This is a genomic window from Cupriavidus sp. 05T42, assembly GCF_056396345.1.
This window is the reverse complement of sequence record NZ_JBFTLH010000009.1, coordinates 159,295-180,717: the sequence shown is the minus strand read 5'-3', so window position 1 is coordinate 180,717 and position 21,423 is coordinate 159,295. Positions and strand designations below refer to the sequence as shown.

17 protein-coding genes and 1 pseudogene are annotated in these 21,423 nt (G+C 67.7%); 14 read left to right on the top strand and 4 right to left on the bottom strand.

The window, feature by feature from the left end; translation table 11 throughout:
* Positions 1-63: 63 nt before the first annotated feature.
* The 5 genes and pseudogenes from AC1EJR_RS14895 to AC1EJR_RS14875 form a co-directional block, all read left to right on the top strand.
* Complete coding sequence (locus AC1EJR_RS14895; RefSeq protein WP_477147281.1) at positions 64-603, top strand: septation protein A; 540 nt, start codon at positions 64-66, stop codon at positions 601-603.
* A 28-nt stretch (positions 604-631) separates the two neighbouring features.
* A complete protein-coding gene (locus AC1EJR_RS14890; RefSeq protein WP_092293119.1) occupies positions 632-946 on the top strand; it encodes a BolA family protein in 315 nt (104 codons plus the stop codon).
* A 4-nt stretch (positions 947-950) separates the two neighbouring features.
* Entirely contained in the window at positions 951-1,745 is a 795-nt protein-coding gene (locus AC1EJR_RS14885) for a peptidylprolyl isomerase (RefSeq protein ID WP_092293117.1), read from the top strand.
* A gap of 186 nt (positions 1,746-1,931) precedes the next feature.
* Positions 1,932-2,252: a hypothetical protein gene (locus AC1EJR_RS14880; protein ID WP_092293114.1), complete on the top strand. Its 321-nt coding sequence runs from the start codon at positions 1,932-1,934 to the stop codon at positions 2,250-2,252.
* Between the two features lie 71 nt (positions 2,253-2,323).
* Positions 2,324-2,581: pseudogene (locus AC1EJR_RS14875) on the top strand (aspartate/glutamate racemase family protein); the annotation flags it as partial.
* A 65-nt stretch (positions 2,582-2,646) separates the two neighbouring features.
* On the opposite strand, the gene purL reads toward AC1EJR_RS14875, so the two are convergent.
* The 4 genes from purL to AC1EJR_RS14855 form a co-directional block, all read right to left on the bottom strand.
* Positions 2,647-6,693, bottom strand: coding sequence for a phosphoribosylformylglycinamidine synthase (purL, locus tag AC1EJR_RS14870; protein WP_477147280.1), 4,047 nt, complete (start codon positions 6,691-6,693; stop codon positions 2,647-2,649).
* 228 nt (positions 6,694-6,921) lie between these two features.
* A complete protein-coding gene (locus AC1EJR_RS14865) occupies positions 6,922-7,509 on the bottom strand; it encodes a winged helix DNA-binding protein (RefSeq protein ID WP_092293110.1) in 588 nt (195 codons plus the stop codon).
* Between the two features lie 98 nt (positions 7,510-7,607).
* Positions 7,608-8,444: a copper resistance protein B gene (locus tag AC1EJR_RS14860; protein ID WP_477113009.1), complete on the bottom strand. Its 837-nt coding sequence runs from the start codon at positions 8,442-8,444 to the stop codon at positions 7,608-7,610.
* Positions 8,444-10,267, bottom strand: a complete 1,824-nt coding sequence (locus tag AC1EJR_RS14855) for a copper resistance system multicopper oxidase (RefSeq protein WP_477147279.1) — start codon at positions 10,265-10,267, stop codon at positions 8,444-8,446. The genes AC1EJR_RS14860 and AC1EJR_RS14855 overlap by 1 nt, the downstream gene beginning before the upstream one ends.
* A 150-nt stretch (positions 10,268-10,417) precedes the next feature.
* On the opposite strand from AC1EJR_RS14855, the gene AC1EJR_RS14850 reads away from it, so the two are divergent.
* The 9 genes from AC1EJR_RS14850 (at position 10,418) to pgi (ending at position 21,408) form a co-directional block, all read left to right on the top strand.
* Positions 10,418-11,104 (top strand): heavy metal response regulator transcription factor, encoded by a 687-nt coding sequence (locus AC1EJR_RS14850; protein WP_477147278.1) that lies wholly within the window; start codon positions 10,418-10,420, stop codon positions 11,102-11,104.
* Positions 11,101-12,501, top strand: a complete 1,401-nt coding sequence (locus tag AC1EJR_RS14845; RefSeq protein WP_477147277.1) for a heavy metal sensor histidine kinase — start codon at positions 11,101-11,103, stop codon at positions 12,499-12,501. Before AC1EJR_RS14850 ends, AC1EJR_RS14845 begins: the two co-directional genes overlap by 4 nt.
* 301 nt (positions 12,502-12,802) lie before the next feature.
* A complete protein-coding gene (locus AC1EJR_RS14840) occupies positions 12,803-13,774 on the top strand; it encodes a TRAP transporter substrate-binding protein (RefSeq protein WP_092293100.1) in 972 nt (323 codons plus the stop codon).
* Between the two features lie 5 nt (positions 13,775-13,779).
* Positions 13,780-14,331, top strand: a complete 552-nt coding sequence (locus AC1EJR_RS14835) for a TRAP transporter small permease subunit (protein ID WP_092293098.1) — start codon at positions 13,780-13,782, stop codon at positions 14,329-14,331.
* Positions 14,331-15,641 (top strand): TRAP transporter large permease, encoded by a 1,311-nt coding sequence (locus AC1EJR_RS14830; protein ID WP_441591054.1) that lies wholly within the window; start codon positions 14,331-14,333, stop codon positions 15,639-15,641. The genes AC1EJR_RS14835 and AC1EJR_RS14830 overlap by 1 nt, the downstream gene beginning before the upstream one ends.
* Before the next feature lie 46 nt (positions 15,642-15,687).
* Positions 15,688-16,980 carry a D-amino acid dehydrogenase gene (locus tag AC1EJR_RS14825; RefSeq protein WP_092293094.1) on the top strand — a complete coding sequence of 431 codons (1,293 nt, stop codon included), beginning with the start codon at positions 15,688-15,690 and terminating at the stop codon, positions 16,978-16,980.
* A gap of 19 nt (positions 16,981-16,999) precedes the next feature.
* Positions 17,000-18,601 (top strand): NAD(P)H-hydrate dehydratase, encoded by a 1,602-nt coding sequence (locus AC1EJR_RS14820; protein WP_177219890.1) that lies wholly within the window; start codon positions 17,000-17,002, stop codon positions 18,599-18,601.
* Positions 18,598-19,554 (top strand): DMT family transporter, encoded by a 957-nt coding sequence (locus AC1EJR_RS14815; RefSeq protein WP_092293090.1) that lies wholly within the window; start codon positions 18,598-18,600, stop codon positions 19,552-19,554. Before AC1EJR_RS14820 ends, AC1EJR_RS14815 begins: the two co-directional genes overlap by 4 nt.
* 225 nt (positions 19,555-19,779) lie before the next feature.
* Positions 19,780-21,408, top strand: coding sequence for a glucose-6-phosphate isomerase (gene pgi, locus AC1EJR_RS14810; protein ID WP_092293088.1), 1,629 nt, complete (start codon positions 19,780-19,782; stop codon positions 21,406-21,408).
* Positions 21,409-21,423 lie beyond the last annotated feature (15 nt).

Genomic DNA, 21,423 nt, shown 5'->3' with positions numbered 1-21,423 from the left:
AAGTACAATGGCGCGGCCGCGGGCCTCTGCGCTCGGCAAGCCCGCCAATCAACAATCGTCCGCATGAAATTTCTTTTCGACCTGTTTCCGGTCATCCTGTTCTTCATCGCCTTCAAGCTGTTCGGCATCTATCCGGCCACGGCCGTCGCGATGATTGCCACGGTGCTCCAGATTGCCTGGGTGCGCATCCGCCATGGAAAGGTGGAGCCGATGCAATGGGTCAGCCTGCTGATCATTGGCGTGTTTGGCGGTGCAACGATCCTGTTGCACAACGAGACCTTCATCAAGTGGAAGCCGACGGTGCTCTACTGGCTGTTCGCGGTGACGCTGGTGGGCTCTGTCATCGGCTGGCGCAAGAACCTGGTGCGGGCCATGATGGAAAAGCAGGTCACCCTGCCGGACGCGATGTGGGGCCGCCTGAATGCCGCCTGGGCGGGCTTCTTCGCCGCCATGGGCCTGCTGAACCTCTACGTGGCATACACGTTCTCCACGGATACCTGGGTCAACTTCAAGCTGTTCGGCAGCATKGGGCTGATGCTGGTGTTCATCGTGCTGCAGAGCATCTGGATGTCGCGCCATATCCAGGAAACCCCGTCCGAGTAAGCCGGACGCCACGCTACAAGGAACCCGGATGGCTGCAGACCCCGCCACCATCGAGACGCTGCTGCGTGCGGCCCTCGACCCCTCCCGCCTGACCGTGCGCGACGACAGCGCGGCCCATGCCGGCCATGCCGGCGCAGCCTCGGGCGGAGGCCATTACGATGTGCTGATCGTCAGCGAGTTGTTTGCGGGCCACTCGCGGGTTGCCCGCCATCGCATGGTGTATGATGCGCTGCGCGCCCTGTTCCCGGCGCAGATTCATGCGCTGGCCGTCAGCGCCTACACCGACCAAGAATATCAATCCCGCGAAGCTTCACGCGACGCTACCCGCAACTCTCAGACCTGATTCCATGAAGACCACCGTCCTCTCGTTCAGCCTGGCGGCTGTGCTTGCTGCTGGCAGCCTGCCCGCAATCGCCCAGAACGCCGCCGTTGTGAATGGCAAGCCCATCCCCTCGGCCAAGCTGGACAAGCTGATCGCCGGCACCGGCCAGCCCGCCAGCCCCGAGCTGCGCGACCGGGCCCGCACCATGCTGATCGACCGGGAACTGCTGCTGCAGGAAGCCAACAAGCGCGGCATCACCCAGCGCGACGACGTGCAGGAGCAACTCGAGCAGGCCAAGCTCAACGTGCTGGCCGGCGCGGTGTTCGAGGACTACGTGCGCACCAACGGCGCCAACGACGACGAACTGCGCAAGCAGTACGACAAGATCAAGGCGCAGTTCGGCAACGGCAAGGAATACCACGCCCGCCACATCCTGGTGGAGAAGGAAGCCGACGCCAAGGCGATCATCGCCAAGATCAAGGGCGGCGCCAAGTTCGAGGACGTGGCCAAGGCTTCGTCGAAGGACACCGGCTCGGCTGTCAACGGCGGCGACCTGGACTGGGCCAACAGCACCAGCTACGTGCCCGAGTTCTCGGCCGCGATGACCGGCCTGAAGAAGGGCCAGATGACCGAAACGCCGGTCAAGACCCAGTTTGGCTGGCACATCATCGAACTGGTGGACACGCGCGACGCCAAGATCCCGTCGTTCGAGGAAGTGAAGCCGCAGCTGCAACAGATGCTGATGGGCGACCAGGCCTGGCAGCGCGAGCAGTTCCAGGCGATGATGAAGTCGATCAAGGAAAAGGCCAAGATCCAGTAAGGATCCCGGCGTTTCCCGATACCGAAACCGGCGCCCAGGCGCCGGTTTTTGTTTTCCGGGCGCGCTGGCGCACACTTTGGGGAGATTTCGACATTCCCCCGGCACAGTGCGCTCGGTAAGATGTTTCCCACGGGCCGCCGGGCTGTTCCGGACCGGCATCCGGCATCCTGGGAGCGCATCGCAAGCATGGGCGTGACAAGCGGCTACTGGCACCTGTGGCACCTCTACTCGCGCGGCATCGTCTATTGCGCGCTGGGCATGCCCCATATCGATTGCACGGGCATGCGCTGGCGCCATCTCCACCCCCACCTGCCCGAGCGCGACCGCTACGCACAGACCAAGCTGCTCCAGGCCACGATCGCCTATATGGAGATGCACGGCGAGCTGCCCGTGCCGCCCGACGCCGACCGCATGCGCCTGCTGTACTCGCGCTACCTGCCCTGGAGCGCCCGGCTCCAGGCAGACACGGCGCCCATCGACCCCACCTTGAACCCCGCGAGGGCCTGACCTCGCTTCCCCCCGACCTCGGCTTCAAGTATCTCTGGCATCACCCCTGACCCGACGATTTCTCGGCCAGGCTGGAACTGGAGCGGCCGGGCTCGGATGCGCGCCACATCATCACTGAAGCCTGCCGCGAGGCGCTGGCCGAGGACCAGAGCGACTGCATCGTCCTGGGCTGCGCGGGCATGACCGACCTGTGCGACGAGATCTCCGACGCGATTGGCGCGCCGGTCATCGACGGCGTGTCCTGCGCCGTCAAGATGGCCGAGGCGCTTGTCTCGCTGCGGCTCTCCACCAGCAAGCGCGGAGACTGGGGGCTTGCGCATGGCAAATGAGCAAAAGAAAAGCCCGCTTGCGCGGGCTTTTCTGGGATTTCCGGCCGGCTAGCGCCTTGCAGCGATCAACCGACCCACTTCCGTGCGTTGCGGAACATGCGCATCCACGGGCTGCCGCCGTCCGTGGCCTGCTTCCAGGCGTCCGGGGCCCAGCTCATGGTGGCTGCACGGAACACGCGCTCCGGGTGGGGCATCAGGGCCGTAAAGCGGCCGTCCACGGTCGTGACCGAGGTGATACCGTCCGGCGAGCCGTTCGGGTTCAGCGGATAGGCCTGCGTCACCGCGCCCTTGTTGTCGACGAAGCGCAGCGCCACCTTGGCGGCTTGGATATCACCCTGCTGCGAGAAGTCGGCAAACCCTTCGCCGTGTGCCACGACGATCGGAATGCGGCTGCCTTCCATGCCGGCKAAGAAGATCGACGAGGACTGCTCGACCTGCACGGTCACGAAGCGCGCTTCGTACTGTTCCGACTGGTTACGCGTGAACTTCGGCCAGGCATTGGCGCCCGGGATGATCGGGGCGAGGTTGCTCAGCATCTGGCAACCGTTGCAAACGCCGAGCGCGAAGGTGTCCTGGCGGTTGAAGAAGGCCGCGAACTGCTCGGCCATCTGCGCGTTGAACAGGATGGTCTTGGCCCAGCCTTCGCCGGCACCCAGCACGTCGCCATAGCTGAAGCCGCCGCACGCCACGAAGCCCTTGAAGTCGGCCAGGCTTGCCCGGCCGGCGATCAGGTCACTCATATGGACGTCGTGCGTATCGAAACCGGCGCGGTCCATGCTGTATGCCATTTCGAGGTGCGAGTTGACGCCCTGCTCACGCAGGATGGCCACGCGCGGACGGCTGCCGGTGGCGATGAACGGCGCGGCGATGTCCTCGGCCGGGTCGAACGTCAGCACCGGGCTGATGCCAGGGTCCGTATCGTCCTGGAGCAGCTGGTACTCGCTGTCCGCGCAGGCCGGGTTGTCGCGCAGGCGCGCGATGCGCCAGCTGACTTCCGACCAGTTGCGCTGGAGTTCGGCACGGGCAGCGCCGAACACCTTCTTGGCGTCGCGGTACACCTCGAGCTGATCGGTCGCATTCGGCTTGCCGATCACGTGGCTGCAGGCCGACAGGCCGGCTTCGCGGAGCACGCCGAACACCGCGTCGCGCTCGTCGAGTCGCACCTGGATCACGGCGCCCAGTTCCTCGGAGAACAGCGCGCGCAGCGTCTGCTCGTTGCGGCGCTCCGCCACCTGCTGGGCCCAGTTCTTGGCATCGCCATAGTCCTGTTCCTGCGTCGGGTCGAGCGCGAGCATGTCCACGTTCAGGGACACGCCGCAGTGACCCGCGAACGCCATTTCCGCCACGGCAGCCATGAAGCCACCGTCCGAGCGGTCGTGGTAGGCCAGCAGCTTGCCTTCACGGTTCAGGCGCTGGATCACGTTGAAGAAGTTCTTCAGGTCGTCGGCGTTGTCGACGTCCGGCGCGCGGTCGCCCACCTGCTGCGTCACCTGCGCCAGGATGCTGCCGCCCATGCGGTTCTTGCCGCGGCCCAGGTCGATGGCGATCAGTACGCTGTCACCCTGGTCCGTGCGAAGCTGCGGCGTCAGGGTATTGTCGACGTCATCCACGGCGGCAAACGCCGAGATGATCAGCGACACGGGTGCCACGACTTCCTTGTCGCCGTCGGCGTCCTGCCACTTGGTGCGCATGGACAGCGAATCCTTGCCGACCGGAATGCTGATGCCCAGCGCCGGGCACAGTTCCATGCCAACGGCATGCACGGTGTCGTACAGCTTGGCATCCTCGCCCGCCACGCCGCAGGCGGCCATCCAGTTGGCCGACAGCTTCACCTTGCCGAGGTCCTTGACCGGTGCGGCCGCCAGGTTCGTCAGCGCCTCGCCAATCGCCATGCGGCCGGAGGCCGGTGCGTCGATCACGGCCAGCGGCGTGCGCTCGCCCATGGTCATCGCCTCGCCAGCGCGGCCCTTGTAGTCGAGCGTGGTCACGGCCACATCGGCCACCGGCACCTGCCACGGGCCGACCATCTGGTCGCGCGCGTTCATGCCGCCCACGGTACGGTCACCGATGGTGATCAGGAACGACTTGCTGGCCACGGTGGGGTGGCGCAGCACGTCGCGCACCGCCTGCTCCAGCGCGATGCCGGTCACGTCCACCGGCGGCAGTTCCTTGGTCACGCGGGTCACGTCGCGGTGCATGCGCGGAGGCTTGCCCAGCAGCACGTCCATCGGCATGTCTACCGTGAAGTGCTCCTTGAGCGCGGCGTCCACGTGGGCGTCCACCAGTTGAAGCTGCTGCTCCTCGGTGGCCACGCCGACGACGGCAAACGGGGCGCGCTCACGCTCGCACATGGCCTGGAAACGCGGGAAGCTGTCCGGCGCAATCGCCATGACATAGCGCTCCTGCGATTCATTGCACCAGATTTCCGCCGGCGACAGGCCCGACTCCTCCAGGTGCACCTGACGCAGGTCGAAGCGCGCGCCACGGCCAGCGCCGTCCACGAGCTCCGGGAAGGCGTTCGAGATACCGCCCGCGCCCACATCGTGGATCGACAGGATCGGGTTGTCGTCGCCAAGCTGCCAGCAGGCGTTGATGACTTCCTGCGCGCGGCGTTCCATCTCGGGGTTGCCACGCTGCACCGAGTCGAAATCGAGGTCGGCCGTGTTGGTACCGGTGGCCATCGAGCTGGCGGCGCCGCCGCCCATGCCGATGCGCATGCCCGGGCCGCCGAGCTGAATCAGCAGCGTGCCGGCCGGCAGCGGGTCCTTGTGGGTATGGCCCGCGTCGATATTGCCGATGCCGCCGGCAATCATGATCGGCTTGTGATAGCCGCGCACCGTGCCGGCCACGTTCTGCTCGTAGACGCGGAAGTAGCCGCCCAGGTTGGCGCGGCCGAATTCGTTGTTGAACGCGGCGCCGCCGAGCGGGCCCTCGATCATGATCTGGAGCGGCGAGGCGATGCGGTCCGGCTTGCCGGTCACGCCAGCCTTGTCGTCCGGATTGCGATGGGCCACCGGCTGGGCGGCATCGCGGGCGTTTTCCCAGGCCTCGATGGCGTCCGGCAGCATCAGGTTCGACACCGTGAAGCCGGTCAGGCCCGCCTTGGGCTTGGCGCCCCGGCCCGTGGCGCCCTCGTCGCGGATTTCACCGCCGGCGCCGGTGGAGGCACCCGGGAACGGCGAGATCGCGGTCGGGTGGTTATGGGTCTCCACCTTCATCAGCGTGTGGGTCAGCGCCTCGTGGCGGCCGTACTGCTGGTCCGCGCCGCGCGGGAACCAGCGCTCGGCCATATCGCCTTCCATCACGGCCGAGTTGTCCGAATACGCGACGATCGAGCCCTGCGGATTCAGCTGGTGCGTATTGCGGATCATCGCGAACAGCGACTTGTCCTGGCTCACGCCGTCGATCGTCCACGTGGCGTTGAAGATCTTGTGGCGGCAGTGCTCGCTGTTCGCCTGCGCGAACATCATCAGTTCCACGTCGGTCGGGTTGCGGCCGAGCTTGGCGTAGGCGTCGAGCAGATAGTCGATCTCGTCCTCGGACAGCGCGAGACCCATCGCCGTGTTGGCCTCCTCCAGCGCGGCGCGGCCGGTGGCGATGTCCACGAAGCGCAGCGGCTTGGCCGGCAGTTCCTGGAACAGCCCAGCGGCGTCCTCGCGCGAGGCGGTCACGGTTTCGGTCATGCGGTCGAACAGATGCGCGGCCACGGCGGCACGCACGTCGGCGTCCAGCGTCTTGCGGCCACGCAGCAGGCCCTTCTTGCAGATCACGGTGATCTCCACGCCACGCTCGATGCGGTGCACGTGGGACAGCCCGCAGTTATGCGCGATGTCCGTGGCCTTGCTGGCCCATGGCGAGATCGTGCCGAACCGCGGAATCACCACGAAGCGGTCGCCCTCGGTCTGGGCCGTGAACGGCGTGCCGTAGGTCAACAGCGCGGCAATGCGCGACTGGTCTTCGGCGGAAAGCGGGGTGTCGGTATCGACGAAATGCAGAAACTGGCCATGTACCGATTCAATATCGGCATCGATCTGTTTGAGCGTGGCAAGCAGGCGTTGCTGGCGGAAGGCGGAAAGCGCCAAAGCGCCGGGGAAGCACGAGAAATGCGCCATGATCGTAGCGGTCGGGAGGCGTAGGGAGGTCGGGGCTGGCGGCCGCCGGCACCGCTGAGTGGGGAACCGGCTGGCGGGAAACCGCTATTGTACCTTGCCGGGGCCCGCTTTTTGCATTGCGCAATGGGACGGAGGCGGACATGGACGTCCAAATCGGCTGCGACACCGGCAAGTGCAGCGGACGCACCGTTTTAGTGCGCCATGAATCACTTGATTGATAGCCGATGCTTAGAGCGACGTCGCCGAGCGTGCCGCCTGCTCGTACAAGCCGGTCAACACCCGCAAAAGGCGCGCAAGTTCGCCAATCTCGATGTTTTCCTCGCTACCTTCGGTGAAATTGCTGGTCAGGCACTGCTCGCGGATCTCGCGATAGCGGGCGCAGGCCTCGGCGCCGGCCTGCGTGGTGGCGTAGGTGGCCTCTTTGCCCACCCGCTCGCCGGCGACCAGCCCCAGGCCTGCCAGCTTCTTCAGCGCGTAGGTGACAAGATGGGTGTCTTCCACATTCAGCACGAAGCAGATATCGGCCAGCCGCTTGGCCCGGCCCCGGTGATTGACGTGGTGGAGCACCAGCACGTCCAGGAAGGTCAGGTCGCGCACGCCAGCCGCGCCCATGCAGCGCACCACCCAGCGGCTGTAGGCGTTGTAGGCCGTGTTCAGGCCGAACTCGAACTCGGACAATTCCGGGCTCCGCACCGAGACGAGGTGCGACGATGAGACGATGTTGACGCCGGCGGCGCGGCCCAGCGTGGCGGGAGGCCGGACGGCGGCCGATGGCGCGTCGTCGGACGCGCTGGCCTGGACTGGCTTGCGTGCCATGAAGCAGGTCTCCCTTCGAAGATGAATAAAATTCGTCGAATCACGACAGATTGTTGACGAATTATCGAGGTGAAGTCGGCCTGAGTCAAAAAACCGGCTCAGAACCAGGCGCGAACGCCGGCCACGAAGCGGGTCTCGCCACTGCGGCCACCGGCCGTGCGGACCATGTCGGCGGTATTGCCGAACGACTGGTAGCGCTCCACGCCGATATAGGGTGCGAACTGCCGGCTGATCTCGTAGCGCAGCCGGATGCCGACCGTCCCGCTCGACAGCCCGCTGCCGACGCCCGTCTCCGGATCGTTCTTCCCGTACAGATTGGCCTCGATACGCGGCTGGAGGATCCACCGCTGCGTCAGCAGCAGCTCATATTCCGCCGCCAGGCGCAGCGCGGTGCGCCCTTCTGTGCCGACATAGGCCGTCGCGTCCAGCTCGAACCAGTACGGCGCCAGCCCCTGGATGCCCATCGCCAGCCAGTTCCGGGCCGGCCGGCCATGGCCGACATCGTTCCGGAAGCCGAGTTGGGTGTCCCAGTACGAGCCCACCGCGTGGCCCCAGAGCAATTCCGTGCGCGCATCGTGCACCCTGCCCTGCGCGGCCCCCCCTTCGGCCTTGATCACGAGCCGATTGTAGGTACCGCCGAACCACGCTTGGGCCTCGTAGGCGGCGGCATTGTTGCCGTTGCCGTGCGCCCATTCGAGCCGATCGATCAGCACCGAGCCGAAGGGGTGCTCATCCATCATGTGCAAGGACCGATGGCCGCCCAGTGCGTACTGGCCGACGCCCAGCTGGTAACCATCCGAATACGCGTGCGGGTCGCGCGCATCGGCGGGCGCGCTGCCACCCTGCATCGCATCGTGCTGGGCCAGCGCAGCGCTCGTGCCCAGCCCGGAAAACAGCGCCGCGACAATCATTCTTTTCCGAAATTGCAGCGTCATCATGCCACCACCACTTCGCGGAACATGCCGGCGTCCATATGCATCATCAGGTGGCAATGCCAGGCCCAGCGGCCGAGCGCGTCGGCGGTGACGAGGAAGCTGATGCGCTGCGCGGGCTGAACCGGGATGGTGTGCCGCCGCGCCTGGAAGGAGCCGTCCGGCGCCTCAAGCTCGCTCCACAGGCCGTGCAGGTGCATCGGGTGGGTCATCATCGTGTCGTTGTGGAGGATCACGCGCAGCCGCTCGCCGTGGCGGAAGCGCACCGGCGTCGATTTGCCGAACTCGACCCCATCGAATGACCACGTGTAGCGTTCCATATTGCCGGTCAGGTGCAGTTCGACTTCACGCCCCGGGCCGCGCTGGTCCATCGGGCCGCCGATCGTATACATGTCCGAGAGGGTCAGCACGCGCCGCCCGTTGTTGCGCAGGCCAATGCCGGGGTCGTCGAGGTTGGTGCGGGCCATGTCGACGCGCATGTCGGTGCTCGGGCCGTATTCGGTGCGCGCGTGGCGCGCCTTGGTGCTGGGCACCCGGAGCCGGTCGGGCGCGGCCATGCCGTGCTGGCTGTGATCCATGGCGCCGTGGTCCATGTGCCCCATCGCAGCGTGATCCATCGCGCCGTGATCCATCGCCCCATGGTCCATCGCTCCATGGTCCATGCTGCCCATCATGTCGACCGGGGTGAGCCACTCGGGCTGGTCCAGCGGCGGCACGGGCGCCTTGATCCCATCCCGCACGGCCAGCGTGCCGCGCGCGTAGCCGCTCCGGTCCATCGACTGGGCGAAGACCGTGTGGGCGTCGTCGGTCGGCGTCACCAGCACGTCGCAGGTCTCGCCGGGGCCGAATCGGAATTCGTCCACGGAAACCGGGTCGATGCCCTGCCCGTCCACCTGGACCACCTTGAGCTTCAGCCCCGGAATCMGCACGTCGTAGAACGTATTGCCGGCGCCGTTGATAAAGCGCAGCCGCACCGTCTCGCCAGCGCGGAACAGGCCGGTCCAGTTGCCGGCCGGCGTGACGCCGTTCATCAGGTAGGTCAGCGTGGCGCCCGAGAGATCGGCCAGATCCGTCGGATTCATCCGCATCTGGTTCCACATCTTGCGCTTCTCCAGCGCGGCGCCCAGGCCGTCCTGCGACACATCGCGGAAGAAGTCGCCCACCGTGGGCCGGTTGTAGTTGTAGTAGTCGCTCTGGGTCTTGAGCTTGGACAGGATGCGCATCGGGTCTTCTTCCGTCCAGTCGGACAGCAGCACCGAATAGTCGCGATCCGCGCGGATCGTGTCGTCATCGCCATCGATCACAATCGCGCCGTAGACGCCGGTCATCTCCTGGAAGCCGGAATGCGAGTGGTACCAGTAGCTGCCGCTCTGCGCCACCTTGAAGCGGTAGGTGAACGTCTCGCCGGGCGCGATGCCCGGGAAGCTGATCCCGGGCACACCGTCCATCTGGTACGGCAGCAGGATGCCGTGCCAATGGAGCGACGTGGGCTCGTTCAGCCGATTGGTCACGCGGATCGTCACCGTATCGCCCTTGCGCCAGCGCAGCGTGGGGCCGGGCAGCATGCCGTTGATGGTCGGGGCGATGGTTTTCCGGCCGGTGAAGTCCACCACCGCGTCCTGGATGACGAGATCGAACTCGGTGCCGCGCAGCACCGGCGCGGTGCCGCTGCCGGCGCGGGCCGGGCCGGTGGACGCCTGCGCCCATGCCGGCACGGCGCCAACCGCCCCCAGCACGCCGCCTGCCGCCAGGCCCTGAACGAATCGACGCCTTGTCAGGCCGCGCGGCGATGACAGCAACAGCCCCGCCGGAGATATGGGTCGCATGCAATGAATCCTTGGTGTCTCTTATATAGGCGCAGCCAGCTTAGTGACTTCGCAGTAACCGACAAATGACCCGAACATTACATTCCGGTAATCTTCTTGTCATGTTGAGGGAGCGACATACACTGTTGCCTCGCACGGATGGGAGTGGGCATGAAGCTGCTGGTGGTGGAAGACGAGCCGAAAACCGGGGAATACCTGAGGCAGGGCCTGACCGAGGCCGGCTTCGTCGTGGATCTGGCCGTCAACGGTCAGGACGGCGGGCACCTGGCGATKACCGAGGCCTACGACCTGCTGATCCTCGACGTGATGCTGCCCGGCATGGACGGCTGGCGCGTCCTCCAGACCCTGCGCGGGGCCGGCAACCCCGTGCCCGTGTTGTTCCTGACCGCCCGCGACAGCGTGGCCGACCGGGTCAAGGGGCTGGAACTGGGCGCCGACGACTACCTCGTCAAACCCTTTGCCTTTTCCGAGTTGCTGGCCCGGGTCCGGACCCTGCTCCGGCGCGGCACCGCCATCGTGCAGCTGGACCGCATCGAGATCGGCGACCTTGTGCTCGACCTCGCCCGCCGCCGGGCCACGCGCGCCGGCCGCCGCATCGTGCTGACCGGCAAGGAATTCGCCCTGCTGGAACTGCTGGCCCGCCGGCGCGGCGAGGTGCTGCCGCGCTCGCTGATCGCCTCGCAGGTCTGGGACATGAATTTCGACAGCGACAGCAACGTGATCGACGTGGCCATCCGCCGGCTGCGCGCCAAGATCGACGATGACTTCGAACCCAAGCTGATCCAGACCGTGCGCGGCATGGGCTACGTGCTCGAGGTGCCGGAGGACGAGGCGTGAGGCGCCGATACTCGCTCACCACGCGGCTGACAGTGCTGTTCTCGCTGTCGTCGGCGGTGGTGCTGCTCGGGCTGGCCGGGCTGATCCTCTCGGCCATGGACAGCCATTTCGCCGATGAGGACTACGCGCTGCTGCGGGATAACCTCCGCGTCATCGAAAAATCGCTGGCGGCGGGCGCTTCGCCCCAAGCACTTCATGCGGGCCATGCCGGCGACCCCTACGCGCACCACGCCGGCGTGCTGATCCACCTCCGCGAGCCCGATGGCCGCACCCGCTACGCCACCCCGGATTTTGACTTCACGGCAGCGCTGGCCGCCCGGCCGGTCCACGAAGAAGGCGAAGATCGCCTCGCCTGGCAGCAGGCCGGCAAGCGCTACCGGGGCCTGCGCGCGGCGGTGCCGGCGGGCGATGCCGCCCGGCCCATCGGCGTGATCCTGGCGATGGACACCGACATCCACGAGCATTTCCTGCGCGCGTTCCGCCGCTCGCTGGTGCTCTACGTGGCGCTGGCGGTGCTGGCGAGCGGCCTGTTCGGCTGGTGGGCGGCGCGGCGCGGACTGTCGCCGMTGCGTGCGATGGCCTCGCGCGCCAAGGCCGTGACCGGCGACAAGCTCGACCAGCGCATGCCCGTGGAGGCCGTGCCGGTCGAGATGGCCGCCCTGGCCGCCGACCTGAACGCGATGCTGGCGCGCCTGCAGGACGACTTCCGCCGGCTGTCCGAATTCTCGTCGGACCTCGCCCACGAACTGCGCACGCCGCTGACCAACCTGATGACGCAGACCCAGGTGGCGCTCTCGCAGCCGCGCGACGCGGCCCGCTACCGCGACGTGCTGGTCTCGAACGTCGAAGAGCTGCAGCGCCTGTCGCGCATGGTCTCCGACATGCTCTACCTCGCCAAGATGGAGCATGGGCTCGACCTCCCCCACAAGGAGTCGATCTCGATCGGCACCGAGGTGCTGGCCCTGTTCGAGTTCTACGAGGCGCTGGCCGAGGACAAGGGCATCGCCCTGCGGCTGGTGGGCGATGCGCGCATCGACGGCGACCGCCTGATGCTGCGGCGCGCGCTCAGCAACCTGCTGTCGAACGCGCTGCGCTACACCCCCGAGCGCGGCAGCGTCACGGTCACCGTCACCCGGCAGGCGGGCGAGGTGGAAGTCGCCGTGGAGAACGACGGCCCCGGCATCGCGCCGGACCTGCTGCCCTCTTTGTTCGATCGCTTCTTCCGGGGCGACAAGTCGCGCGCCCGGCCGGAGTCCGAGACGGTGGGCCTGGGGCTGTCGATCACCCGCGCCATCGTCGCCGCGCACGGCGGCAGCATCTCGGTGCGCTCCGCGCCTGGCACCACCCGTTTCGCGATGCAATTCCCCCCGCCCGCCCGCGAGCCGGCCGCGTCCTGACCCGCGCGGCGCGCCCGCCACATCCAGACGAACCCTATCTGTCGGCGCCGGGCGCTTCTTGCTACCCTGTGGATTCCCGAAGCCATGCCCGGTGCGCAGCCACTGGGCACGGCCCTTGCATTCGAAGCCATCGTGCAATGCTCACCGCGCGGCGACCGAGCCAGAAGCCGCGCGCGTGATCGCGGCGTACGTCATGTCTCAGACAATCGAACCCTGTATTGCCTGATATCTGACGCGCGCCCGGTAGTTCCAACCCGCGCAGTCGGGCAGGCGCCCACGCGCAACACCAGGAGAGATCGAGATGCGAGTCAAGGCAATGGCAGTTGCGGCGGCAGCCCTGCTGCTTGGCAGCACGGCAGCATGGGCGGACACCAAGTGGGACCTGCCCACCGGCTATCCGGCCACCAACCTGCACACCGAGAACCTGCAGCAGATGGCCAACGACGTGGAAAAGGCCACCGGCGGCAAGCTCAAGATCCTGCTCCATCCCAATGGCTCGCTGCTCAAGGCCAACGAAATCAAGCGCGGCGTGCAGACCGGCCAGGTGCAGATGGGCGAGATCCTGATGTCCACGCTGGCCAACGAGAACCCGGTCTTCGGCGTGGATGCCGTGCCATTCCTGGCCACCAGCTACGCCGATGCCTTCCAGCTCTGGCAAGCCTCCAAGCCGGTGACCGAGAAGGTGCTGGACCGCCAGGGCATGAAGTTGCTCTACGCCGTGGCCTGGCCGCCGCAGGGCATCTACGCGAACAAGCCGATCAACAGCGCCGCCGACATGAAGGGCCTGAAATGGCGCGCCTATAACCCGGCCACGTCGAAGATCGCCGAACTGGTCAGCGCCCAGCCCGTGACGATCCAGGCGGCCGACCTCGCCCAGGCACTCGCCACCGGCACGGTCAACTCGTTCATGTCCTCCGGCGCCACCGGCGTGGACACCAAGGTCTGGGAATCGGTCAAGTACTTCTACACCGTGGACGCCTGGCTGCCCAAGAACATGCTGGTGGTCAGCAAGAAGGCCTTCGCCGCGCTGGACAAGCCCACGCAGGACGCCCTGCTCAAGGCCGTGGCCGATGCCGAGAAGCGCGGCTGGCAGGTTTCCGAGCAGAAGACGCGCGACTACCTGGCCACGCTGGCGAAGAACGGCATGACCGTGGCACCGCCCTCGCCCCAGCTGAAGAGCGATATGCAGAAGGTTGGCCAGGTCATGGTCGACGAATGGGCCAAGAGCGCCGGCGACGACGGCAAGGCCATCCTCGGCGCCTACAAGAAGTAACCCCCATGACCACTCCGTTGCCTGACAAGCGCTGGCTGGATCGCTGGCTGGACTTCTGCGCCGTGCTGGGCGCGCTCTGCATCCTTGCGGTGTGCATCGTCATGATCGCCATGTCGATCTCGCGCGAGACCACCATCACGCTCAAGGGCGGCGACGACATCGTCGCCTGGCTGTGCGCCGCCTCGGCCTTCCTCGTCCTCGGACAGACCTTCCAGCACGGCGGCATCGTGCGCGTGGAGATGCTGCTCGAGGCCGTGGGGCCGCGCCGCCGCTGGATGCTGGAGCTGCTCTCGCTCTCCATCTGCCTGCTGTTCGCCGGCTACGCGTCCTGGGCGCTGGGCACCTTCGCCTGGCAGAGCTGGGATATTGGCGATGTGTCGCAGGGGCAGATCGTGATTCCGCTCTGGATTCCGCAGAGCTTCGCCGTGATCGGCGCGGTGGGCTTCCTGCTCGCCGTGGCCGACGAATGGCTGCGCGTGGTGCGGCGCCTGAAGCCGCGCTACCAGCTGGCGCAGGAGGCCAAGCTGGCGTCGGGCGACTTCGGGGAGACGATCTGATGAGTACCGTTGTCGTCGCATTGATCCTGCTGGTCGTGCTGGTGGTCTTCCTGGCGGTGGGGACGTGGATTCCGGTGGCCATCGCGGTCACCTCGTGGGTGGGGCTGGTGGTGTTCTCGGACCACGATGCGCTGGTCAACCTCGCCAACGCGTGGTGGTCGTCGAGCGCCTCCTACACGCTGGCCTCGCTGCCGCTGTTCGTGTGGATGGGCGAGATCCTGTTCCGGACCAAGCTGTCCGAGCAGATGTTCTCGGGGCTCTCGCCCTGGCTCAACTGGCTGCCGGGCCGGCTGATGCACGTGAACATCCTGGGCTGCGGCATCTTCGGGTCGGTGTCGGGCTCGTCAGCGGCCACCTGCGCGACCATCGCCAAGTCGGCGCTGCCCGAGTTGACCCGGCGCGGCTACGACGAGCGCATGACGCTCGGCTCGCTCGCCACGGCCGGCACGCTGGGCATCCTGATTCCGCCGTCAATCACCATGGTGGTGTACGCGGTATCTGCCGATGTGTCGATCATCCGCGTGTTCCTGGCCGGCTTCCTGCCCGGGCTGCTGCTGATGGTGCTGTTTTCGGGCTACATCGTGGTCTGGGCGCTGATGAACCCGAAGCGCGTGCCGCCCGCCGAGACCTTCGGCTGGCGCTCGCGGCTGGCTTCCATCCGCCAGTTGATGCCGTGCATCGTGCTGATCGCGTTCATCACCTGGATCATGATGGCCGGCTACTCCACCGCCACCGAGGCCGCGGCCTATGGTGTGGTGGCGTCGCTGGCGCTGGCCTGGATGGGCGGGTCGCTCACGCGCCGCGCGTTCTGGGACAGCCTGATGTCGGCCACGCGGCTCACGGCGATGATCATGTTCGTGCTGGGCGCCACCTCGTTCCTCTCGGTGACCATGAGCTTCACGGGCATTCCGCGCGCGCTGGCGGAGTGGGTGGCGGCGCTGCACCTGTCCCCGTGGGCACTGATCGGCGTGCTGACGATCATCTACATCGTCCTCGGCACCGCCCTGGACGGCATCTCGATGATCGCCCTGACCACTGCCACGGTGCTGCCGATGGTGCAGCAGGCCGGCTTCGATCTGGTATGGTTCGGCATCTTCATCGTACTGCTGGTGGAGATTGCCGAGGTCACGCCGCCGGTCGGGTTCAACCTGTTCGTGCTACAGAGCATGACCGGCAAGGACAGTAACTACATCGCCCGGGTATCGCTGCCATTCTTCATGATGATGGTGCTCGCCATCGCCATCGTGACGGTCTGGCCGGCCGTGGTCACGTGGCTGCCGGACGTGGTGATGGCGAAGGAGCTGAAGTAGCGGCGGCGCCATCGAGGGTTCATCGACACAGGGACAAACCGCCAAGATGCATGTGATTGTGATCGGTGCCGGCGTGATCGGCGTGTGCTCCGCCTGGTACCTGCGCCAGGCCGGTTTCTCCGTGACGGTGCTCGAGCGGCGCGGCGCGCCGGCGCAGGAGGCCAGCTTCGGCAATGCCGGCGTCATCGCGCCGGGCTACGTCACGCCGTGGGCCGCGCCGGGCATGCCGGGCAAGGTCCTGCGGACGCTGTTCCAGCGCGAATCCCCCGTTGTCTTCCGGCCCAGCGCCGATCCGGCCATGTGGCGCTGGATCGGCCGCTGGCTGCGCGAGTGCCAGCCGGAGCGCTACCGCGCCAACAAGCTGCGCATGCAGCGCCTGGCGTTCTACAGCCGCGACTGCCTGCATGGGCTGCGCGAGGCGCTGGAGATCGAGTACGAGCAGTCGCGCGGCTATCTGCAACTGTTCCGCACCCAACGGGACCTCGACCTCGCCGCGCCGGCGCTGGCCGTGCTGCGCGAGAACCGCGTGCCCCATCAGTTGGTCGATGCCGCCGGCTGCCGGCGGATCGAACCCGGCCTGGCTGCCGACACGGCACTGGCGGGCGGCCTCCATCTTCCCGAAGATGAATCGGGCAACTGCCCGATGTTCGTGCGACGGCTGCACCAGCATGCCGAAGCGGCGGGTGTGCAATTCCGGCTCGATACCGATGTGGCCCGGCTGCGCCCCACTGACAGTGGCGGCCTGACAGTCGAACTGGCCGCTCCGCGCGGCGCCACGCCCGAGACCCTGCAGGCGGACCGCGTGCTGGTGGCCGCCGGCGTCGGCAGTGCCGCGCTGCTGCGCCCCCTGGGGCTGCGCGTGCCGCTCTATCCGGTGAAGGGCTATTCGGCCACGGTCATGGTGCGCGACGAGCTACAGGCGCCGCTCGCCGCCCTGATGGACGAGTCGTACAAGGTGGCCATCACGCGCATGGGCAACCGGCTGCGCGTGGCGGGCACGGCCGAACTCGGCTCGCGCCGGCTGGACCCGCGCCCGGCTGCGCTCGACACGCTGATCAAGGTGGCGCGCGACTGGTTTCCGGTGGCGGGCCACTACAACGAGGCCACGCTGTGGGCCGGCGCCCGGCCGATGCTGCCGGACGGCCCGCCGCTGATCGGCGCCACGCGCGTGCCCGGCCTGTTCCTGAACCTCGGCCATGGCTCCACGGGCTGGGCGATGGGCTGCGGATCGGGCAAAATCGCGGCGGACCAGATTGCCGCCAGCGCGGGACAAGGCGACGGACCGGCCATCGACATGGACGGCCTCACCCCTGCGCGCTACGGCCTGGCCTCCGCTTGATACTGGCCTGATGCCGACCATGACCGCCTCGCCCTCCCCGTCTTCCCCACTGCCTGACTGGCTGCCGCTCGACCCCACCGGCACCGACGCCACGCCGCTTCATGACGTGGCCACGATCCGCGAGATCGAGCATGCGGCGCTGGCGGCACTGCCCGCCTTCACGCTGATGACGCGCGCCGGCCATGCCGCCGCCGACTGGCTGGCGCGGCAGGTGCCGGAGGGCCGCATCGTCCTGCTGGCTGGCGCCGGCAACAATGGCGGCGATGCGCTGGTCGCGGCCACGCGGCTGCACCAGTCGGGGCGGCAGGTCGAAGTCTGGCTGACTGCCGAGACCGACCGGCTGCCGCCCGATGCCTCGCGTGCCTGGACCGAGGCCCGCACGGCCGGCGTGCCGCTGCTGGCCGTGCCGGCCGACCCGTCCAACACCACCGCTGCCCTGCCGCCCTGGCCGGCGGGCTGCACTGCCCTGGTCGACGGCCTGCTCGGCATCGGCCTGAACCGCCCGGCGGACGGCAACGTGGCGCGCTGGATCGATCATGTGAACGCCGCCGGACTGCCGGTGTACGCGCTGGACATTCCAAGCGGGCTGTCCGCCGATACCGGCGCGGGCCGACCGGCCATCCGCGCGCGCCGCACGCTGACCTTCATCGCCGCCAAGCCGGGCTTGCTCACGCTGGACGGCCGCGACTGCGCAGGCGAGATCGACATCGCCCCGCTCGGCCTGCCCTATCCGCCGGCGCAGGCCGCCATCGCCCATGTGAACCTGCCGGGCGCATTCCGCGATGCGCTGCCGGGGCGCCCGCATGCGGTGAACAAGGGCACCTTTGGCTCGCTGGCGGTGCTCGGCGGCAGCCACGGCATGGCCGGGGCGCCGCTGCTCGGCGCGCGGGCGGCGCTGCATCTGGGCGCGGGGCGCGTGCATGTGGGCTTCCTCGCCCAGCCGGCGCCGTTGATGGACCCGGTCCACCCCGAACTGATGCTGCACGATGTGGCCGACATGGCCGTCGAGACCATGTCCGCGCTGGTCATCGGGCCGGGCATGGGTACCGGCGGCGCGGCGGGCAAGCTGCTGGGGCAATGGATCGACACCTGCGCCAAGGCCAGCCCACCCCCGCCGCTCGTGCTCGACGCCGATGCGCTGAACCTGCTGTCTGGCGACAAGACCCTGGCCGATGCGTTGCGCGCCAGCGGCGTGCCGCACGTGATGACGCCGCATCCGCTGGAAGCAGCGCGGCTGCTCGGCTGCACCGTGGCCGAGATCCAGCGTGACCGCCTTGGCGCCGCGCGCGCGCTGGCCGCCGCATGGCAGGCCACGATCGTGCTGAAGGGCTCCGGCACGCTCATCGCGGCGGCTGGCGTGGACAGCATCGCCATCAATCCGACCGGCAACGCCGCGCTGGCCACGGCCGGCACGGGCGATGTGCTGGCCGGCATGATCGGCGCGCTGCTGGCGCAAGGCATGGCGCCGAAGGACGCCGCCTGCGCGGCGGTCTGGATCCATGGGTGCGCCGCCGACCGGTTGGTCGCCAGCGGCACCGGCCCGGCGGGCATGACTGCCAGCGAACTCTATCTGCCCGCCCGCGACATCCTCAATGCGCTGATCCAGGGCCGGACGGCATGACCCAGGCCGCCAGTCTCACCACGGGCGACGATCCGCGCCGTCGCCTGCTGACCGGCATCGCGCTGCTGGTGCTCGGCCAATGGATCCTGAGCCTGCTCGACGCCACCGGCAAGACGCTGACCCAGCAGGGCCTGCCCGTGGTCGCGGTGGCCTGGGTGCGCTATCTCGGCCATGTCGTGGCCATCTTCCTGTTGCTGGGGCCGACGCGCTGGCGGCTGCAGTATCGGCCCTCGCGGCCACGCCTCCAGTGGCTGCGCGGCGTGCTGATGCTGGCATCGACGCTGGTGTTCTTCAGCGTGCTGCGCCTGATGCCGCTGGCGCAGGCCACCGCCCTCAACTTCTGCGCGCCGCTGTTCGTGGTGGCGCTATCGCCGTGGCTGCTCGGTGAGCGCCCGGGGGCGCACGCGCGCTGGACGCGCTGGATCGGCGTCGCCATCGGCTTCGCCGGCATGCTGGTGGTGGTGCGGCCCGGCGGCGAACTGAGCACGCTCGGCGTGGGGCTGGGGTTGCTGTCCGCGATGTTGTTCGCGCTGCTGCAAATGCTGACGCGCCACATCGCCGCCCATGACGCGCCGATGACCACGCTGATCCAGAGCGGCGTGACCGGCGCGGTGCTGACCACGCTCATCGTGCCATTCTTCTGGTTCGAGGCGGTTCCCACGCCGGCGCAGGCCGCGCTGCTGCTGTCCGCCGGCATCACCGGGTCACTTGGGCATTACTTCGTGATCCGCGCGTTCCAGTACGCCGATGCCTCGTTCCTGAGCCCCTTCCTGTACCTGCAGATCTTCTCGGCCACGGTGGTCGGGTACTTCGCATTCGGGCAGTTGCCGGACTGGACCACCGCGCTCGGCATCGCCGTGATCTGCGTGGGCGGCGTCTGCGTGGCCGGCGGCGAGCCGTTGCTGCGCCGTGTGGCGGGCCGGCTCGCGGCACGCGCCCGTCCCCGCACTTGAGGGGCAGCAGGGGAACGCACCACGTCGGACAATGTCCGATAAAACACGGACGCCATGGCTGCTAAGGTAGCGTGTGCGTCCGCCCATCCGCCCTTGGTGACGCAATCGGAACAAAAGACGGGAAAGATCCGTCCGTTACCGCGCATGTACCGCCAAATTCCGGCGATATACTACCGCTGCCCGCCACGCCGGGCGTTTGCCCCCCTGAGACAAACCGAACACCGCATGCCGACTGAACTCCACGCCTGGACCGCCCTTCGCCAACACCACGACGCCATCCGCCATACGCCGATGCAGGACTGGTTTGCCGAAGCCGAAGCCGCCCGGCGGGTCGAGGACTTCTCGCTGGAAGCCGCCGGCCTGTACCTGGACTACTCCAAGAACCGCATCACGTTCGAAACCTTCGCGCTGCTGATGAAGCTGGCCGAGGAAGCCGGCGTGACGCAGCGCCGGGACGCCATGTTCGCGGGCGAACACATCAACACCACCGAAGACCGTGCCGCCCTGCACGTGGCGCTGCGCGCGCTGCCCGATGCGCCGTTCAAGGTCGATGGCGTCTCCGTGATGCCGGCCATCCATGACGTGCGCTGCCGTATGCAGGACTTTTCCGAGCGCGTGCGCGGCGGCGCCTGGACCGGTTCCACGGGCCAGACCATCACCGATGTCGTCAACATCGGCATCGGCGGGTCTGACCTCGGCCCGCGCATGGTCTGCCGCGCGCTGGCGCACCTGGGCGACCAGACCGGGCCGCGCATCCACTTCGTCTCCAACGTAGACGGCACCGAACTGGCCGAAACGCTCGTCCGACTGAACCCGGCGCGCACGCTGGTCATCGTCTGTTCCAAGACGTTCACCACGCTCGAGACCATGGCCAACGCGCGCAGCATGCGCGACTGGTTCCTGCGCAACGGCGTTCCCGAGAACCAGCTCGCGCGGCATTTCGTGGCGGTGTCCACCAATCGCGAGGCCGTGACCGAGTTTGGCATCGACCCCGCCAACATGTTCGAATTCTGGGACTGGATTGGCGGCCGCTTCTCGCTGTGGTCTTCAGTGGGCCTGTCGATCGCGCTGGCCGTGGGCTTTGATGCCTTCGACGACCTGCTGCTCGGCGCGCGCGCCATGGACGATCACTTCCGCACCGCCCCGCTGGCGCGCAACATGCCCGTGGTGATGGCGATGCTGGGCATCTGGTATCGCAATTTCTTCGGCATGCCGACCAGCTGCATGGCGCCGTATTCGACCTCGCTCGAACTCTTCCCGGCGTTCCTGCAGCAGCTGGAAATGGAGAGCAACGGCAAGTCGGTCCAGCTGGACGGCCAGCCGGCGCACGTGCAGACCTCGCCCGTGGTCTGGGGCACGGCCGGCACCAATGGCCAGCACGCCTACTTCCAGATGATTCACCAGGGTTCGCAGATCGTGCCGGTCGACTTCGTGGCACCGCTGGTGCCGCCGCGCAGCCTGCCCGGCCATCATGCCAAGCTGCTGGCCAACTGCTTCGCGCAGGCCGAGGCGCTGATGCGCGGGCGCAGCGCCGAGGAGCTACGCGCGGCCGGCATGACCGACGAGGACCGCCTGCCCCACATGGTGTTCGAGGGCAACCGCCCGAGCAACACGCTGCTGATGGAAGACCTGACGCCGCATGTGCTCGGCGCGCTGATCGCGCTCTACGAGCACCGCACGTTCGTGCAGGGCGTGGTGTGGAATATCAATTCGTTCGACCAGTGGGGCGTGGAGCTGGGCAAGATCCTTGCGCGCCCGATCGAGGCCGAACTCAATGGCAGCGCCCAGGCTACGCACGATGCGTCCACGGCGGCGCTGATCGCCCGCGCGCGCCCCGTGCTGGCGCGCGGCTGACGCCGCGCCCGCCGG

Bases quoted from the DNA above. Each gene is read 5' to 3' on its own strand.
- AC1EJR_RS14890 (WP_092293119.1), top strand. From the start codon at position 632: ATGGCTGCAGACCCCGCCACCATCGAGACGCTGCTGCGTGCGGCCCTC.
- AC1EJR_RS14885 (WP_092293117.1), top strand. From the start codon at position 951: ATGAAGACCACCGTCCTCTCGTTCAGCCTGGCGGCTGTGCTTGCTGCT.
- AC1EJR_RS14880 (WP_092293114.1), top strand. From the start codon at position 1,932: ATGGGCGTGACAAGCGGCTACTGGCACCTGTGGCACCTCTACTCGCGC.
- AC1EJR_RS14865 (WP_092293110.1), bottom strand. From the start codon at position 7,509: ATGGCACGCAAGCCAGTCCAGGCCAGCGCGTCCGACGACGCGCCATCG.
- AC1EJR_RS14860 (WP_477113009.1), bottom strand. From the start codon at position 8,444: ATGACGCTGCAATTTCGGAAAAGAATGATTGTCGCGGCGCTGTTTTCC.
- AC1EJR_RS14840 (WP_092293100.1), top strand. From the start codon at position 12,803: ATGCGAGTCAAGGCAATGGCAGTTGCGGCGGCAGCCCTGCTGCTTGGC.
- AC1EJR_RS14835 (WP_092293098.1), top strand. From the start codon at position 13,780: ATGACCACTCCGTTGCCTGACAAGCGCTGGCTGGATCGCTGGCTGGAC.
- AC1EJR_RS14830 (WP_441591054.1), top strand. From the start codon at position 14,331: ATGAGTACCGTTGTCGTCGCATTGATCCTGCTGGTCGTGCTGGTGGTC.
- AC1EJR_RS14825 (WP_092293094.1), top strand. From the start codon at position 15,688: ATGCATGTGATTGTGATCGGTGCCGGCGTGATCGGCGTGTGCTCCGCC.
- AC1EJR_RS14820 (WP_177219890.1), top strand. From the start codon at position 17,000: ATGACCGCCTCGCCCTCCCCGTCTTCCCCACTGCCTGACTGGCTGCCG.
- AC1EJR_RS14815 (WP_092293090.1), top strand. From the start codon at position 18,598: ATGACCCAGGCCGCCAGTCTCACCACGGGCGACGATCCGCGCCGTCGC.
- pgi (WP_092293088.1), top strand. From the start codon at position 19,780: ATGCCGACTGAACTCCACGCCTGGACCGCCCTTCGCCAACACCACGAC.